The following is a 13,446-nucleotide window of genomic DNA, read 5'->3' on the forward strand; positions in this document are numbered from 1 at the left end:
GCTATCCGTGGTCGTTTTTTATGCGCGCACTCAAGGGCTAAGCGATGACCGATGTCGAACTCCGGCTCACGGCCGACCTTGACCAGGCCACCAAGGAGGTGGCTGGGTTCCGGAAGGAATACGTCGAGATGGTGCGTGCGGTCGAGAAACCGCTGCGCCAGGTTGATGCGCTGCAGAGGACGCAGGAGTCTGCAAAAGCCGCGAGCACGGCCTATTTTGGCGCGAAGCGCCGCGTCGAAGAATTGCGAGACGCTATCGCGAAGGCCGGCCAGCCGGTGCGCGAGCTGGATCGTGCATATGCTCAGGCCCAGCGAACTCTTACGGCTGCTACCCGCGAGTTCGAGCGCCAGAAGAGCAAAGTCCGTGAGCAGCGCGACGAGCTGCGGCGTGCCGGCGTGGACACGCGCAAGCTCGCGGACGAACAACAGCGCCTGTCTCGTGAGTTGAACTCCGCCCTAACGGCCGGCAGAAACGACCAGGCCGTTGCTGGCATTCGCGCCCGCGCGGCGGCGCTGGCGCAAGTCTCTCGCGAGCAGCGGGCCGCCAACATCGAGGCGGCTAGGGCTGACCTCGGCGTGAATCGTTACCGGGCACTTCAGGCTGAGCTTGGCAAGCTGCAAGGGCAGTACCAATTGCTGAGGGCGTCCGGAAAACTGACCAACCAAGAGCTCGCGGTCGCTCAGAGCAACCTGACCAGGCGCATTCGTGAGACCAATCAAGCGCTGAGGGAGACGTCTTCGTCTCAGTCGGGTGGCGGCGGTGGCGTTGGCGGTGCGGTCAGCGGAGTCCTGGGCGGCTTCGGCATTATTGAGGCTGTGCGCGGCTTTGCGAACGCCACTGACCTCGCCAAGAAAATGGAAGCGCAACTGCGCCTCGCCACTGACTCCCAGGAAGAGTTCAACCGCGCTCAGGCGGAAACCTACCGAATTGCGCAGGAAAACCAGGCTCCGCTCGCAGACGTAGTGAGCCTTTACTCTCGTTTGACGCCAGCGCTGCGTGAAGTCGGTCGTGGACAGGGCGATGCGCTGAAGATCATCGAAGCAGTGACCAAGTCGCTCCGCATCAGTGGCGCGACTGCTCAGGAGACGGCCTCCACGATCCAGCAGTTCTCTCAAGCGCTTGGATCGGGCGTTCTCCGTGGCGAAGAGTTCAATACGCTGGCCGAAAGTTCCCCCCGCCTGCTCCGGGCACTGGCCGATGGCCTGAACACGAACGTTGGCGCATTGCGCCAGATGGCCGCAGATGGGGAGCTCACCGCGAATGTGATCTCTGACGCCCTGATCGGCCAACTCCCCAAGCTGGCGGAGGAGGCCGCGCAACTGCCGGAGACTTTTTCTGGCGCATCCACCAAGTTCAAGAACGAACTGATTGGTGCAATTACGGTCTTGGACCAATTTACTGGGGCGTCCGAGTCGGCCATCGGTTCTCTGGGGCGTTTCTCTGGGGCGCTTAGCGCGGTTAGCAAGGCCAAGGCTCCCTCCTGGCTCGACCGATTCGGCGAAACCTTCCGCCTGCTCAGTAATTCAAAACTCCAATCCACGGCGTTCTCCTTCTTGTTCTTCGGCTTTGACGGAGCCAAAGAGCAGGCGGACGAGGTGGGAGAGGTGGTGGACGAGGTTGCAACGCAGCGTGAGGAGGACCTCAGCAACTACGCCTCCTACATCGCCGATCTCGACAAGCTGCGCGAGAAGCAGATCAAGGCCGCCGAGGCTGGCGCCAAGAAGCTGGTCAGCGCCGAGAAGAAGGCGATCAGCGACCTGCAGAAGGTGCGCGATGAGCGTCTGAAGATCGACCAGCGTTACCAGCAGGCCTTGGCGGATATCCAGAACGGCCCCGGCGCGGCGCCGAGCTTGATGCAGTACAGCGCGCTGAAGCGCGGCGCCCAGGCGGCGCTGGACAATGGCGATATCGCCGGCGCCCAGCAGCAGGCCCAGGCGGCGCTGAAGGTGCTGCAGGATCTGGCCGCCGCCGGCGAGAGCACGGTGGGCTTTAGCTTCTTCGTGCGCGAGCTGCGCGATATCGAATTGGCCGCCAACGACCTGGAGCAGAGCAACGCCGAGGACAAGCTGGCGAGCATCCGCGACGAGATGCAGCAGCTGAAGGACAAGGCCAAGGAGCTGGAGGGCATGCCGGTGTCGGTGAAGGCCGACGAGGCGAGCATCGAGCAGGTGCGCAGCCAGATCGAGTCTCTGGTCGCGCAGCTTGGTCAGAAGGAGGTCGTCATTCCTGTGCGGGTGGCGCACCCGGATGGCCCGATCCTCAAGGATATCGGCGCGGCGCCGCAGGACGTGGTAATTCGCGACCTGAAAGTGCCTCAGTTCGCTGGCGGCGGTGTTGCGCGAGGCCCTGGTACTGGAACCAGCGACAGCATCCTGGCGCGGATCTCTAACGGAGAAGGCATCATCAATGCTCGTGCGGTGCAGCACTACGGCGCCGACCTGATCCACCAGCTGAATCGGCTGCGCGTGCCGAGGTTCGCAACGGGTGGGGTAGTAGGGAACATTCCTGTGCCATCCATCCCGTCGCTGGCCCCAGCCCTGCAGCAGCAACTGTCCGCATCTGGCGGCGGCGCTGACCAGGACTGGGGCTCGATGGTGATCGACCTGGGCCATGGCCCGGCGCCGATCCGCATGCCGCGCAGCACGGCCGAGGAGATCCGCCGCGCCGCGCGTAAGTTTGGCAGCCCCCGGCCGCGTACCTGAACCCCTGAACCAAGCCCGCCCCGCGCGGGCTTTTTCATGCACGGAGTATTGAATGACTGCCCATCGCGTGATGCTCGGCGGCGTGCCGCTGCGCCTGCAGCACGGCCTGCCGCAGCAGACCTACACCCCGTTGGGTGACGGCCCGGTTCTGCGGCGCAGCCGCGGTGCGGGGGTGAAAATGCAGCACTGGGACCTGCGCTGGCAGATCACCGTTTCCGGCGAAGGCTGGATGGGGCCGGGGCTGGCGGCGCTGGACTTCACCCAGGCGCTGGAGCTGCGCTGCACCCAGCAGATGGAACTGCACACCACCAGCACCAGCACGGTGATCCCCGGCAATGTCCGCCCGGACGTGGCCCCCTGGGCCCTGGCTTACACCGGCCGCGACTGGGTGCAGACGCCGATCACCTGGAATGCCGAAACCAAGGCCGTGAGCATCACCCCCGTGGCCGGCGCCCTGGAGTACCAGGTGTGCTGGATGCCGGTGTTTACCGTGCTGATGGCGCGCCCTACGCGCGGGCTGGACGCCGGGACCAACGTGCACAGCTGGTCCTTCACCGCCGAGGAGGCGTAACCGATGATCAACGCACTGCTGATCAACGGCGCCCCCGTCAACAGCGCGCTGCCTGGCGCGGCGCCGCCGGTGGAGGTGGTGCCGCGGCAGAGCATTCTGTGGGATGTGCGGGCGATGCTCGGCGGGGCGAACGTGAGCCACCTGCTGGTGGGCACTGTGCGCGTGGAGGAGGAGCGCGGCGCCGCCGCGCTGGCCGATTGGTCCATCCTGCTCGACCCCGGCGCCGTCAACCCGCTGGCCTACACTGGCCAGGCCGTGACCCTGCATTATCTGGAATGGCGCGACGGCGCGTGGGTGGAGTACCTGCTGTTCAGCGGCTGGGTGATTCGCCCGAGCTTCGAGCCGGTAGACCGCACCGTGGCGTTCGAGTGCAGCGACCGCCTGCAGGATGCCGTCGAGGCGCTGAGCGTGGCGCAGGTCGATGCCCTGACTGGCGGTTACTGGAGCGCCGACCTGTTCGAAGATCCAGTAGGCCGCAGCCGCTGGGACTACGCGCAGGAGCGCCTCAGCACCCGCGCCGCCAGCCTCAACCGCACCGCCGCGGGCACCCTGGTGGTATCGCCCTGGGCGGCCACCGCGCCGGCGTTCGTTTACGGCGAGGGGGTGACCCTGGACCGCAGCCTGGCCTGGAGTCCGGTCGACCTGCCGGAGCGTGTGAACGTGGTAGAGGTCGAGGCGCTGCTGCGCTACCCGCTGCTGCGCGAGCGCCGCGCCAACCACAACTGGGAGCACCCGAACCTGAGCGGCCTCACGGGCATCGGCGGGTTCTGCGCCTGGCATGTGGAGGCCGGCGAACTGCCGGACATTCCCATGATCGAGGAGGCCAACAGCAGCGCAGGCTACGGCGCGCTGCTCGCGCCGCTGTGGTACCGGCTGCCGCTGAGCAGCACCGACGGCACCAACACCGGGCAGTTCTGCGACCCGCAGTTCGTGTGGGTGAACAACTACGCCGACCTGCTGCTGGGCGCCACCTGGACGGCCGCGCGGCGCTGGGTGCAGGCCGTGACCGAGACCTACACCCTGCGTATCGAGGCGCCCGGCAGCATTGCCGCGGCGGGTGAGGTGCTGCGCCGCGATCGCGTGGCCGTGGACAGCTCCGAGCAGGAGCGCGCCGCCACCTGGGGCGAGGGCACCTGGGCCGGCCTGGCGCCGGATGCCGTCAACGACCCCAACGGCGACTGGGTAGTGGAGCTGCGCGAGCATGGGCGCTGGCAGCAGGCACTGACCTGCGCCGTGGCCATGGCCCGCGTGCAGGTGCTGGCGGCCCACCGGGGCAACCGGCTGAGCTTCCAGGTACCCACCAGCGACGCCATGGGGGTGACCCTGGCGCACACCGTGCGGGTGGAGGACCAGCTGTGCCGCTGCGAGGCGCCGGTGTGGGTGCTGCTGAACGAGCTCAGCATCGACGCGCAAACGGCCATCACCACCATCGCCCTTGGCGTGAGCCAGGGCGGCGGCGAGGTGACCGACGCGATCACCGTGCCCGCGGCGCCGGCATTGCCCGAGGGCCCGCCGGTGCCGGACCCGCAGCCGGAGTTCACCTTGCCCACGCAGCTCGGCGGCCGGCCTGACTCGCCGCCGTTCGACGACACCCTGCAGGGGTTCAGCGGCAACTACGACGTGCCGTTCCCCGGCGCGGAGACCTACCCGCGGGACTTCCGCTTGCGGGCGCCGGAAATCGACGAGTTCTACACCGACGAACTGGAACTGACCCAGACCGCCACCTACCGCGTGGCGGTGCCCAATGACCTGCTGGAGTTCATCTGATGGCCCTCGCTGACGAACGCCGCGCCATCGCCGAAGGCATGGCCGCCAGCCGCCGCGCCAGCGGCCCGGCCGAGCGCCAGGCCCTCGGCCAGCAGCTGGTGAACACCCGCCGCGGCATCAAGGACGACCTCAACGCCCTGGAAACCACGCCGCGCAAGAGCGCCCAGTTGCCGCGCCTGGAACGCCGCGGCGGAGTGCCGGCGACCATGGGCGTGGGCAGCTGGCGGGCGCCGGCGCTGGGCGGCGGTGGCGGGCTGGTGAGCCCTGTCGAGGAGGTGTCGCGCACCTACCACCCGCAACGTGTGGTGTGGACGGCCGACGGCCTGGTGCCGCTGCTGATCCAGCGCGTCAACGTGCTGGTAATGGAGGACGCCGAGGGCACGCAGGAGGAGAGGAGATTCGCCGATGTTCCGTGAGGTGCATGACGACAAGATCGTCGCCTGGGGCTGGCCCTGGCACGGCCTGGTCGACAGCGTAGAAGGCCTGCACCACCCGCAGCAGGAGGTGCCGTTCAACCGCATCTATGGCGGCGTGTGCACCACCCTGTTCGATATCGGCCGGCCGCCGATTGAAACCCCAGCCGAGGTGGCGGCGATGGGCGGCGAGCTGTGGTCGCAGGCCATTCTGCGGTGGTCGCTGACCGACTCGCTCAATGGTGCCAGTGCACCGGGCTTCGCCATCCCCGGCTTCCCGATCTGCGCCCTGGTGGGTGGCGAGCAGCGCGTGGTGTGCTGGCTCAACCTGCAGTGCATATCGGTGGGCGGCCTGCTGCGGTTTTCCGGGCGCGTCTACACGCTGGAAACATTCGCCGCGGGCCTGCCCTTCGCCTGGGATTTCCCGCTGGAGGATTGCGGCCAGGGGGCAGGGCAGCCCGCCATCGAGCTGTTCTCCTCGTCGTCCACGGTCAGCCAGGCGGTGCTGGGCAGCAGCATTCTGCAGTACGGCGGGCGGGTGCTCGATGGGCGCGGTGATCGAGTGCTGTTCGGCATCACCGGGCGGGGCTCAGGCAACGTGGCCAGTGCCTTCTACCCGGAGCGCCCACCCATGCTGATCGGCCTGCTGGAGTTGGTGGTGGGGTTCGACCCGGAATGGAGTGCGCTCAGCCCCAGCGTCAACGTGCTGCTCGACCGTGCCGCCGCGCTGGGCACGCGCACCATCGTCGCCGGCGGCGCCGAGGTCAACGGCAACCTGCTGGAGTGGCCGGCGCCGACCATCACCGACACCCGCGTCGGCTGGCCTACCTGCTCCGGCAGCTACATCGAGGACGCCCCCGGCGGCATGGTGGAGACCAGCCTGGGGCCATCGGGTTTCCTGTTCGACCGGGTCGATAACCGCCACCGCACCTACAGCATCCAGGGCGGCCTGCTGTGCGCCCGCTACAACGCCGCCGGGGCGGTGGAAACGGCGCACTACGATGCCGAGTACAGCTACGAGCGCGACCTGGTGCGCAGCCATACCAACCATGGCCGCAGCTACCTGGAGTGGCGCTACTCGCTGGCCGAGGACGGGCAGTCCTGCGATGTGGAGGTGATATCCGACCTCGACAGCTATGTGATTTTCGATGAGCACGAGCGCTCGCGTATGCAGATCCGCCACGCCATCTACGGCTACGGCGGGGGGCTGGTGGACGAGCGCAACTACGAGGGCGTGACGAACTGGTCGCGGCTCTACAAGCACCACCGCATCCCCGAGCTGAGCGAGACGCTGGAGTCTGAGCCTTACACCCATGTGTTCAGCATCAACGGCAACGAGGTGGCCAGCATCGAGCTGCCGGCTGACACGGCGATCCTGCAGCGGCGTGTCTACCAGGACGCGCCGTCGCTGCGCGGCCAGGGCCTGCTGACCTCCACCGCGGCCGGCACCCTGCTGCACGCCTACCCGGAGAGCAATCACCTGGCGCGTGAGTCGACCATCTGGCCGCTGAGCAATCACATGGCCTGCATCGTCCAGCGCAGCGCCACCGGTGCCGACTTCACCACCCTGACTGCCGGCCCGGCGCTCACGCCAGGTGGCGTGGATGCCGGCAGCTACAGCTATCCCGGCGGTTGGGCGGGCGCGCAGCGCGATGTGTTCCTGTCTGGCGCCTACAACCCGGTCACCGGCCAGGTAGCGCGCTGCGACCCCACCCGCCAATTTTCATGGGCCTAGCCCGGAGAGCCTATGCAGAACTTCGCCAACAACTGGTGGGAGCCCGTGCTGCTCGCACCCGGCGTAACCACGCTGGACGTAGCCCTGGCCAACGGCACCTACCTGTTGACCCTGGCCGACAGCCTGAACGCCGCCACCCGCTGGGAGATCGTCCAGGCGGTGGTGGCCAGCGGCACCGCCACGCTCACCCGCGGCCGCGAGGGTACCACCGACCAGGACTGGCCAGACGGCAGTGTCATGTACCTGTCGGTGACGGCCGGCTTCCTCCACGGCCTGCAACAACAGCTGGCCGAACTGCTGACCGCGCTCAATACCCAGCAGCTGACCCTGGTCGCGCAGCAGGCGGCGATTGAGAGCCTGCAAGTGGACATGGAAGACGTGACCGCGCGCGTGACGGCGCTGGAGTCTGGCGCCCTGCCGGAGGGTGCGCTGGTGGACGTCGCCAATAACCCGCTGGTCGACCAGGCCGGCAACTACCTCATCTGACTGGAGTAATCCATGCCCAACGTGACCCACACCCTGACAGGCACCACGCCGCCGACCAGCGCGCCGCCCAGCATTCATGCGCATTACGTGGACACCGCCCTGGGCGCGCTGTACCTCGCGGCCGGCGACAGCTCGCCAGAGCACTGGGTGCAGGCCGCCGGCCCCGCGCCTGCGCAGGCCTACACGGTAACCGAGCCGACCACCGAGGCCCTGCCGCGCAGCGCCCGCGCCGTGCAGGTCACCGACTGGACCGAGGCGGCCCTGGGTGAGCTGACCCTGACCATGCCTGCATACACCGCTCAGCCGCACGGTCTGGCGTTCACCGTGGGGGTGAATGAAACGGAGGGCACGCAGCTGCGCCTGGATTTCACTGCGCTGGACAAACCGCTGGAGGTGACTGTGCTTGATGACGGCATGACGCACACCGCCGGCCTGACCCTGGGCGGCGCCGGCTTCTATGTCGAGTCCGCCACGCCATTTCGCCTGGCGTTGCTCGCGTTCGATATCGCTGGCGCCTCCGCGCTACTGACCTTCGAGCTGAAGGCGTACCAGGCGCCGAACTCCAACAGCTACGTGTAAGGAGCCGCCATGCAGCCGGCCTGCGAAAACCTGCCCATCACCCCGGGCACCACCTACCGCGACACCGTGCGGCTCATGCAGCCGGCATTCGTCTATCTGCCGATCACCACTATCGCCGGCACGTCGAGCGGGGTGCGCCTCACCGTTGAGCACGGCCTGGCCGGCGACTGGCCGGTGTGGGTGCGCGGCGTGGTGGGCATGCCCGCGCTGAACCGCGAGCCGGGCAAGGCGCTGCCCTGGCGCGCCAAGCGCCTCGATGCCGACGCCCTGGAAATCAACCAGCTGTCCGGCGCCGGCCTCGCGCCCAACGGCGGCGAGCTGGCGTACAACCTGCCGGTGGATCTCGCCGGCGCCACGCTGGCCATGCGCTTTACCCGCGTCGGCCAGCAGCTGCTGCAGCTCACCCTCGGCGCCGGCCTGGCCAGCCCATCGCCGGGCACCATCACCCGCGAACTCACACCGGAGCAGACCGCGCTGCTCACCGGCGACTGGCGCTACACCCTGGACGTGACGTTCAGCGACGGCACGGTGACCCGCTACTACGAAGGCGGCCCGGCGCCGGCGCGGTGCCGCGATGGATGCTGAACCCTACGTTGCCGTGCTGGAGCTACCCGACCTGCAGACCGGCGAGGTGGAGCGCGAGTACCTGGTGGTGCTGCAGCAGCCCGAGGTGCACGGCACCACGATAGGCGAGCAGGGCCCGCCAGGGCGCCAGGGCAGCCCCGGCCCGGCCGGCGGCGCCGCGGTGGAGCGCCAGGCCGGCGAGACCCTCAGTGCGCTGCGCGCGGTGTACGAACTGGATGGCCAGGTGTTCGCGCTGGATTACCGGGACGGTGAACACATCGACCTGCTCTCGGGCATCACCCTCACTGCCGCCCAGGTCGGCGCGTCGATCAACGTGCAGGTCCTCGGCCCCCTCGATGACAGCGCCTGGACCTGGCAGCCCGGCCCCGTGTGGCTCGGCGCCGCCGGTGCGCTCACGCAAACCCCGCCGGCGGACGGCTACGACGTGCTGATCGGCGCGGCGGTATCCGCCACCCGGCTGCTGCTCAACCTGCAACCCCCCATCGAACTGGAGTAACCCCCATGGCTCAAGGTTTTCTCGCCCGCGTTGCGGGCCGCACCCGCCAGATCCTCGCCACCGTGGTGTCGGCTGGTGCCGGCAATGCCGGCAACATCGTCGCCCTGGGCGATGACGGCCGCCTCGACGAGAGCGTGATGCCCGTCGGCATCGGCGCCGACACCACCCAGGCGGTGGCCAGCGAGACGCTCGGCGCCGGCAAGTTCGTCAACTACCACAACGACGGCGGCGTGTTCTCCGCGCGCCTGGCCGACAACAGTAACGGCCGCCAGGCCGATGGCTTCGTGCTCGAGGAGTTCACCGCGGCCACCACCGCCACCGTCTACCCGCTGGACGGCACCAACGCGCAGCTGACCGGCCTGACCATCGGCGGCCGCTATTGGCTCGGCACCGCCGGCGGTGTGATCGGCACGCCGCTAGACGAGACCGACGCCGGCAATGCCAACAAGGTCAGCCAGTACCTGGGCGTGGCGAAGTCGGCCACCGAACTGGTGACTGATGACGACGGCTACGTGGTGCTGTGATGGCAGCGCGTAGGCCGATTGTGTCGGTGGATGGCCGCCGCCGGCAGTTGCCTGCCGGCGACACTCTGCTCGGCTTGCCGGCGTACCTGCCCGCCTACCAGGCCGATGGCGCGCTGCTGAAGCTGGCCCTTAACCTCGACTACTCGCTCACGGCCTACCAGTCCAGCGGCGGGTCACTGACCATCCAGGTGGTGCTCAATGGCTGATGTGAAACCGTTGAAGCTGGTGGCGGCCGGCGGCGGGCTGGGGGAGTTGCGCGAGCTCGCCGACGGCGACGGCGAGTGGTGGGTGGTGGCGCCGTATTGCACGGTGGGCGGCACGGCCAACGCGCTGACCCTCACCCTGCAGCACGGCCTCGGCAAGCCCAGCGCCTACCGCGCCGGCCAGCAGTTCCGCTTCCGGTCCAGCGCCGCCAACACTGGCGCTACGACGATCAACGTCGCAGGTCTGGGCGCGAAAACGGCCGTCACAGTGACGGGCGCCGCGCTGCCGGCGGGGTATATCCGCACGGATGTGGATACGACGATTACCTACGATGCGGTGGGTGATCGGTTTGTCGTTGGGCGAGAGATAGAGCGGGGGATAAACGCGAGTGGTAGCTACGTCCGTATGGCGGATGGGACTCTCAACTTTGTCATTCTGCATGACGACGGCACAGGCTGGTCATCGTCAGTGTACGGGGCCGCAGCAGCAGGGCTGTATAGGCACCAGAAAAGCATCAGTTTGCCAGCAACGGCGATAGCTGGTAGCGGCGCAGCGGGCGGCAGTGGCCAAGACCAGGGGCAATACGCCTGGGTGCTCACAGCGAGCATAGGAAGTTCCAGCGTGACTCTCCAAGTTCTTTCCGCCTCTTCGACGATTTCTGCTGTTGCTCTACGAATACTCATATCCGCCAGGTGGTACTAATGGACATCTATTTTGCGCCGATATCCCCGAGCGCTCCGCGCTCGGTATCTTCGGTCTACACCCTGGCTGTATTAGGCGGCGCTGTAATTATCAATGGCCACACCCATGCCCTTGAGGCCTTGGCTGCTCTCGGTGATGAAGACCCGCGGCCTGACTTCGTCGTCTCCGCTACAGAAACTAGCGTGACCTTGCTGCTGCCTTACTGGGGCGAGGCATCCGATGCGGTGCTGTACCCCGAGCCGCTGCTCGATGTGCCGGATGGGCCGGTGCAGTTGCCGAACTAGAGCTCGCGCAGCAGCTCGGTGCGCAGGATGGATACAACTCGTGGGGCGCTGATGTTGACTTTGACCTGAGCGCCATTGAAATCACCGACCTCGATCATGATGCCGTGGCTGATGAGCTCCTGCAGCTCCTCGGGCGTCACGTCCGGCTCTAGCCGCAGAAGCAGCCGCTCGCCGGGGCGTCGTGTAAGTGTCAGTGCCATGTTGCCTGCCTCCCTGCAGTAGTAGTTCCCAAACCATCCTAGACCATGCCCGCCGCTGTGCGGGCATTTTCATTTCTGGAGCACCCATGACCCTACTCGAGATCCGCGAGCAGGCCATCACGCCTGCGCTGGCGCTGCTGCCGGCGAAGATGAGCCAGCGGCGCCTGCAGGTCGACCTGCTCATGCTCACCGCGCATCTGCAGGAGGCGCCGAACCGCGAGCAGTGCCAGCTGCCCATTCGCCCCGGCAAATGCGGGCCGGCCCGCGGCATCTGGCAGTTCGAGCGCGGTGGCGGCGTGGCCGGTGTCCTGCGCCACCACGCCAGCCGCGCTGCAGCCGTGGCCGCCTGCCGCGCCTTGGGTATCGAGCCGACCGTTGACGGGGTGTTCGCCGCGCTGCCCGGCCAGGTGGACGTGATCGACGCCGTGTTCGCCCGGCTGCTGTTCTGGACAGACCCGCTGCCGCTGCCTGCCGTGGGCGACGTCGAGGCCGCCTGGCAGTGCTACCTGCGCACCTGGCGCCCCGGCGCCTACGAGCGCGGCACGCCGCCGGAGCGGCGCAAGCTGCGGCAGAAGTGGGGCGCAAACTACGCGCGCGTGCTGGAAGCGCTGCAGGTGGCGGCATGATCCCGGCCCAGTACCGGCTGGCCGCCAAGGCCGCCGGCGTGGTGCTGCTCATGGTTCTGGCCGGCGGCGCCGTTTGGTGGGGCCTGGCCCCGCGCATCGCCATCCAGGCGCAGCGCGCCGACGGTGCCGAGCGCGAGAAGGCCGAAGCAGAGGCCATGGTGGAGCTGCAGGCCGGCGTGCTCGCCGCCCAGCAGCAGACCCTGGGCGAACTCGCCGACATCGAGCGCCGCATGCAGCAGCTCGGCCAGGCCATCACCCGCAACCAGGCCGCCAGTGCGGCCGCCCTCGAGGAGCTCAAACGCAATGACCAGGCTGTTGCCGACTATCTCGCTGCTGCTGTGCCTGCTGCTCTCGGCCTGCTCTACCAGCGCCCCGAAACCACCGACCCCGCCGCCTACACCGCCCCGGCTGGAGTGCAGCCTGGTGCCGTGCCGCCTGCCGGCCAGGCCACCGCTGGTAATCAATGACGACTGGCGCCGCGCGCTGGAAGCCACCGAGGCCGAGCTGCTGAGCTGTGCCGGTCAGGTGCTGGCGTGCATCGAGCGGCAGGCGAAGCAGCGGGCAGCAAGCGTCCCGCCTTAAGGGGGCCGCCGGTAAGGTTCTAGCAGCTTGTCGGATTAGTGATTGATCCCCGTGGTTTGCTCGCAGTCGCTCTACTAGGCTGAGGTGTCGTTTAGGGCGGCTAAATAGCGTAAAGCAGGGAGCAGATGATGGGGATATTCAAAGATGGTTGGGATGCGTTTGTTGCAGAAGTGAGAAACTTCTCGGACGGAGAGCAGAGGTGTGATGCTGAGCTGCAGGCAACCAATAACGCTACGCAAGTTACTATCACGTACTATGGGTCTACGAATAATGGACACGGGCACGCAGAAATTGATGCGCTGTATCAATTCTTAAAAGCGATTCAATGGGATGTGGCGTCTTTTGCCAACTATACGGTCACGATTGAATGTACGGCTAAGCCATGTTGTAAGTATTGTTCTTCTGTGATGGGTAACTTGGGGATTTTTGCTGCTGGGGAAACCTATAAGTCTACTAAGTCAATGGGTATATCTTATGCCCTGCCAGCAGATGTTCGAGGTTTTCTCAGAAGGTACCTTGGAGTGACCGAGAAAGTAATTCTTGAAGAGTTATGTGGTTAGTTGGCTAACTACGACGCATCGTTTGCTTTGAAGCCTCGGGCTCTCCGGTGGTGAAGCTGAGTTGCTGGGTTACGCCCGGCAGGTGCCGGTTTGGATAGAGAGGTACGCTGCGGCATGGGCTGAGGTAGACTGCGGTCTTTCTTCCTCGCAGGGGTAGTGGCGTGCTGGTGATCCGAGTGAACGGCAAGCGGCCGATCAAGCTAGAACGCAAGCTTAGCGAGGCGGGTGGCTGGGGGGTGTGGGATTTCCACCGTGCGGAAAGCTCTTACACCCTGGGCGTGAAGACGCACCGTCTGGCGCGTATCAAGCCGGCCGAGCCTGCAGCGGGTAAGGCCGTTGAACTATTCATCTGCCGGGAGGCATCGGCGCCAGAGGCTGAGTGGATACCGTTCGGCGAGGGCGTCGCGGCTTACGAGTCAGACAGCTGAGG

The 13,446-nt window shown here is 66.9% G+C and carries 18 protein-coding genes and 1 pseudogene; 18 read left to right on the forward strand and 1 reads right to left on the reverse strand.

All coding sequences use genetic code 11. From position 1 onward, the window contains the following. Positions 1 to 44 precede the first annotated feature (44 nt). The 13 genes from AC1G9C_RS07225 to AC1G9C_RS07285 are packed head-to-tail and all read left to right on the forward strand — an operon-like array spanning position 45 to position 11,048. On the forward strand, positions 45 to 2,702 hold the full coding sequence (locus AC1G9C_RS07225) for a tape measure protein (RefSeq protein ID WP_480409839.1): 2,658 nt from the start codon (positions 45 to 47) through the stop codon (positions 2,700 to 2,702). A 52-nt stretch (positions 2,703 to 2,754) separates the two neighbouring features. After that, positions 2,755 to 3,273 (forward strand): hypothetical protein, encoded by a 519-nt coding sequence (locus tag AC1G9C_RS07230; protein WP_480409840.1) that lies wholly within the window; start codon positions 2,755 to 2,757, stop codon positions 3,271 to 3,273. A 3-nt stretch (positions 3,274 to 3,276) separates the two neighbouring features. Beyond that, positions 3,277 to 5,040 (forward strand): hypothetical protein, encoded by a 1,764-nt coding sequence (locus AC1G9C_RS07235; protein ID WP_480409841.1) that lies wholly within the window; start codon positions 3,277 to 3,279, stop codon positions 5,038 to 5,040. Next, on the forward strand, positions 5,040 to 5,456 hold the full coding sequence (locus AC1G9C_RS07240) for a hypothetical protein (RefSeq protein WP_480409842.1): 417 nt from the start codon (positions 5,040 to 5,042) through the stop codon (positions 5,454 to 5,456). The genes AC1G9C_RS07235 and AC1G9C_RS07240 overlap by 1 nt, the downstream gene beginning before the upstream one ends. Further along, positions 5,446 to 7,188, forward strand: a complete 1,743-nt coding sequence (locus AC1G9C_RS07245) for a hypothetical protein (RefSeq protein ID WP_480409843.1) — start codon at positions 5,446 to 5,448, stop codon at positions 7,186 to 7,188. Before AC1G9C_RS07240 ends, AC1G9C_RS07245 begins: the two co-directional genes overlap by 11 nt. Positions 7,189 to 7,200: 12 nt before the next feature. Then, a complete protein-coding gene (locus AC1G9C_RS07250; RefSeq protein ID WP_480409844.1) occupies positions 7,201 to 7,674 on the forward strand; it encodes a hypothetical protein in 474 nt (157 codons plus the stop codon). A gap of 12 nt (positions 7,675 to 7,686) precedes the next feature. After that, positions 7,687 to 8,253: a hypothetical protein gene (locus AC1G9C_RS07255; RefSeq protein WP_480409845.1), complete on the forward strand. Its 567-nt coding sequence runs from the start codon at positions 7,687 to 7,689 to the stop codon at positions 8,251 to 8,253. 9 nt (positions 8,254 to 8,262) lie between these two features. Next, positions 8,263 to 8,838, forward strand: coding sequence for a hypothetical protein (locus tag AC1G9C_RS07260; protein ID WP_480409846.1), 576 nt, complete (start codon positions 8,263 to 8,265; stop codon positions 8,836 to 8,838). Beyond that, entirely contained in the window at positions 8,828 to 9,334 is a 507-nt protein-coding gene (locus tag AC1G9C_RS07265) for a hypothetical protein (protein ID WP_480409847.1), read from the forward strand. Before AC1G9C_RS07260 ends, AC1G9C_RS07265 begins: the two co-directional genes overlap by 11 nt. A 5-nt stretch (positions 9,335 to 9,339) precedes the next feature. After that, positions 9,340 to 9,858: a hypothetical protein gene (locus AC1G9C_RS07270; RefSeq protein ID WP_480409848.1), complete on the forward strand. Its 519-nt coding sequence runs from the start codon at positions 9,340 to 9,342 to the stop codon at positions 9,856 to 9,858. Continuing rightward, a complete protein-coding gene (locus AC1G9C_RS07275; RefSeq protein ID WP_480409849.1) occupies positions 9,858 to 10,064 on the forward strand; it encodes a hypothetical protein in 207 nt (68 codons plus the stop codon). The genes AC1G9C_RS07270 and AC1G9C_RS07275 overlap by 1 nt, the downstream gene beginning before the upstream one ends. Continuing rightward, positions 10,057 to 10,764 carry a hypothetical protein gene (locus AC1G9C_RS07280; RefSeq protein WP_480409850.1) on the forward strand — a complete coding sequence of 236 codons (708 nt, stop codon included), beginning with the start codon at positions 10,057 to 10,059 and terminating at the stop codon, positions 10,762 to 10,764. The genes AC1G9C_RS07275 and AC1G9C_RS07280 overlap by 8 nt, the downstream gene beginning before the upstream one ends. Further along, entirely contained in the window at positions 10,764 to 11,048 is a 285-nt protein-coding gene (locus AC1G9C_RS07285) for a hypothetical protein (protein ID WP_480409851.1), read from the forward strand. The genes AC1G9C_RS07280 and AC1G9C_RS07285 overlap by 1 nt, the downstream gene beginning before the upstream one ends. On the opposite strand, the gene AC1G9C_RS07290 is transcribed toward AC1G9C_RS07285, so the two are convergent. Continuing rightward, positions 11,045 to 11,248, reverse strand: a complete 204-nt coding sequence (locus AC1G9C_RS07290; RefSeq protein WP_480409852.1) for a carbon storage regulator — start codon at positions 11,246 to 11,248, stop codon at positions 11,045 to 11,047. The two genes, AC1G9C_RS07285 and AC1G9C_RS07290, sit on opposite strands and share 4 nt — an antisense overlap. An 86-nt stretch (positions 11,249 to 11,334) precedes the next feature. Between AC1G9C_RS07290 and AC1G9C_RS07295 the strand changes: the two genes are divergently transcribed. The 5 genes and pseudogenes from AC1G9C_RS07295 (at position 11,335) to AC1G9C_RS07315 (ending at position 13,444) form a co-directional block, all read left to right on the forward strand. After that, the gene (locus tag AC1G9C_RS07295) at positions 11,335 to 11,874 is read left to right on the forward strand and encodes a hypothetical protein (RefSeq protein WP_480409853.1); all 540 of its coding nucleotides are present in this window, start codon (positions 11,335 to 11,337) and stop codon (positions 11,872 to 11,874) included. Continuing rightward, positions 11,871 to 12,341 carry a hypothetical protein gene (locus tag AC1G9C_RS07300; RefSeq protein ID WP_480409854.1) on the forward strand — a complete coding sequence of 157 codons (471 nt, stop codon included), beginning with the start codon at positions 11,871 to 11,873 and terminating at the stop codon, positions 12,339 to 12,341. The genes AC1G9C_RS07295 and AC1G9C_RS07300 overlap by 4 nt, the downstream gene beginning before the upstream one ends. Beyond that, positions 12,265 to 12,456, forward strand: a pseudogene (locus AC1G9C_RS07305) (hypothetical protein); the annotation flags it as partial. The gene AC1G9C_RS07300 and the pseudogene AC1G9C_RS07305, both read left to right, overlap by 77 nt. A 128-nt stretch (positions 12,457 to 12,584) precedes the next feature. Next, positions 12,585 to 13,016 (forward strand): hypothetical protein, encoded by a 432-nt coding sequence (locus AC1G9C_RS07310; protein WP_480409855.1) that lies wholly within the window; start codon positions 12,585 to 12,587, stop codon positions 13,014 to 13,016. Positions 13,017 to 13,177: 161 nt separating this feature from the next. Then, the gene (locus AC1G9C_RS07315) at positions 13,178 to 13,444 is read left to right on the forward strand and encodes a hypothetical protein (protein ID WP_480409856.1); all 267 of its coding nucleotides are present in this window, start codon (positions 13,178 to 13,180) and stop codon (positions 13,442 to 13,444) included. Positions 13,445 to 13,446: the final 2 nt, after the last annotated feature.

The sequence above is a fragment of the Pseudomonas sp. ABa2 genome (genome assembly GCF_056676075.1).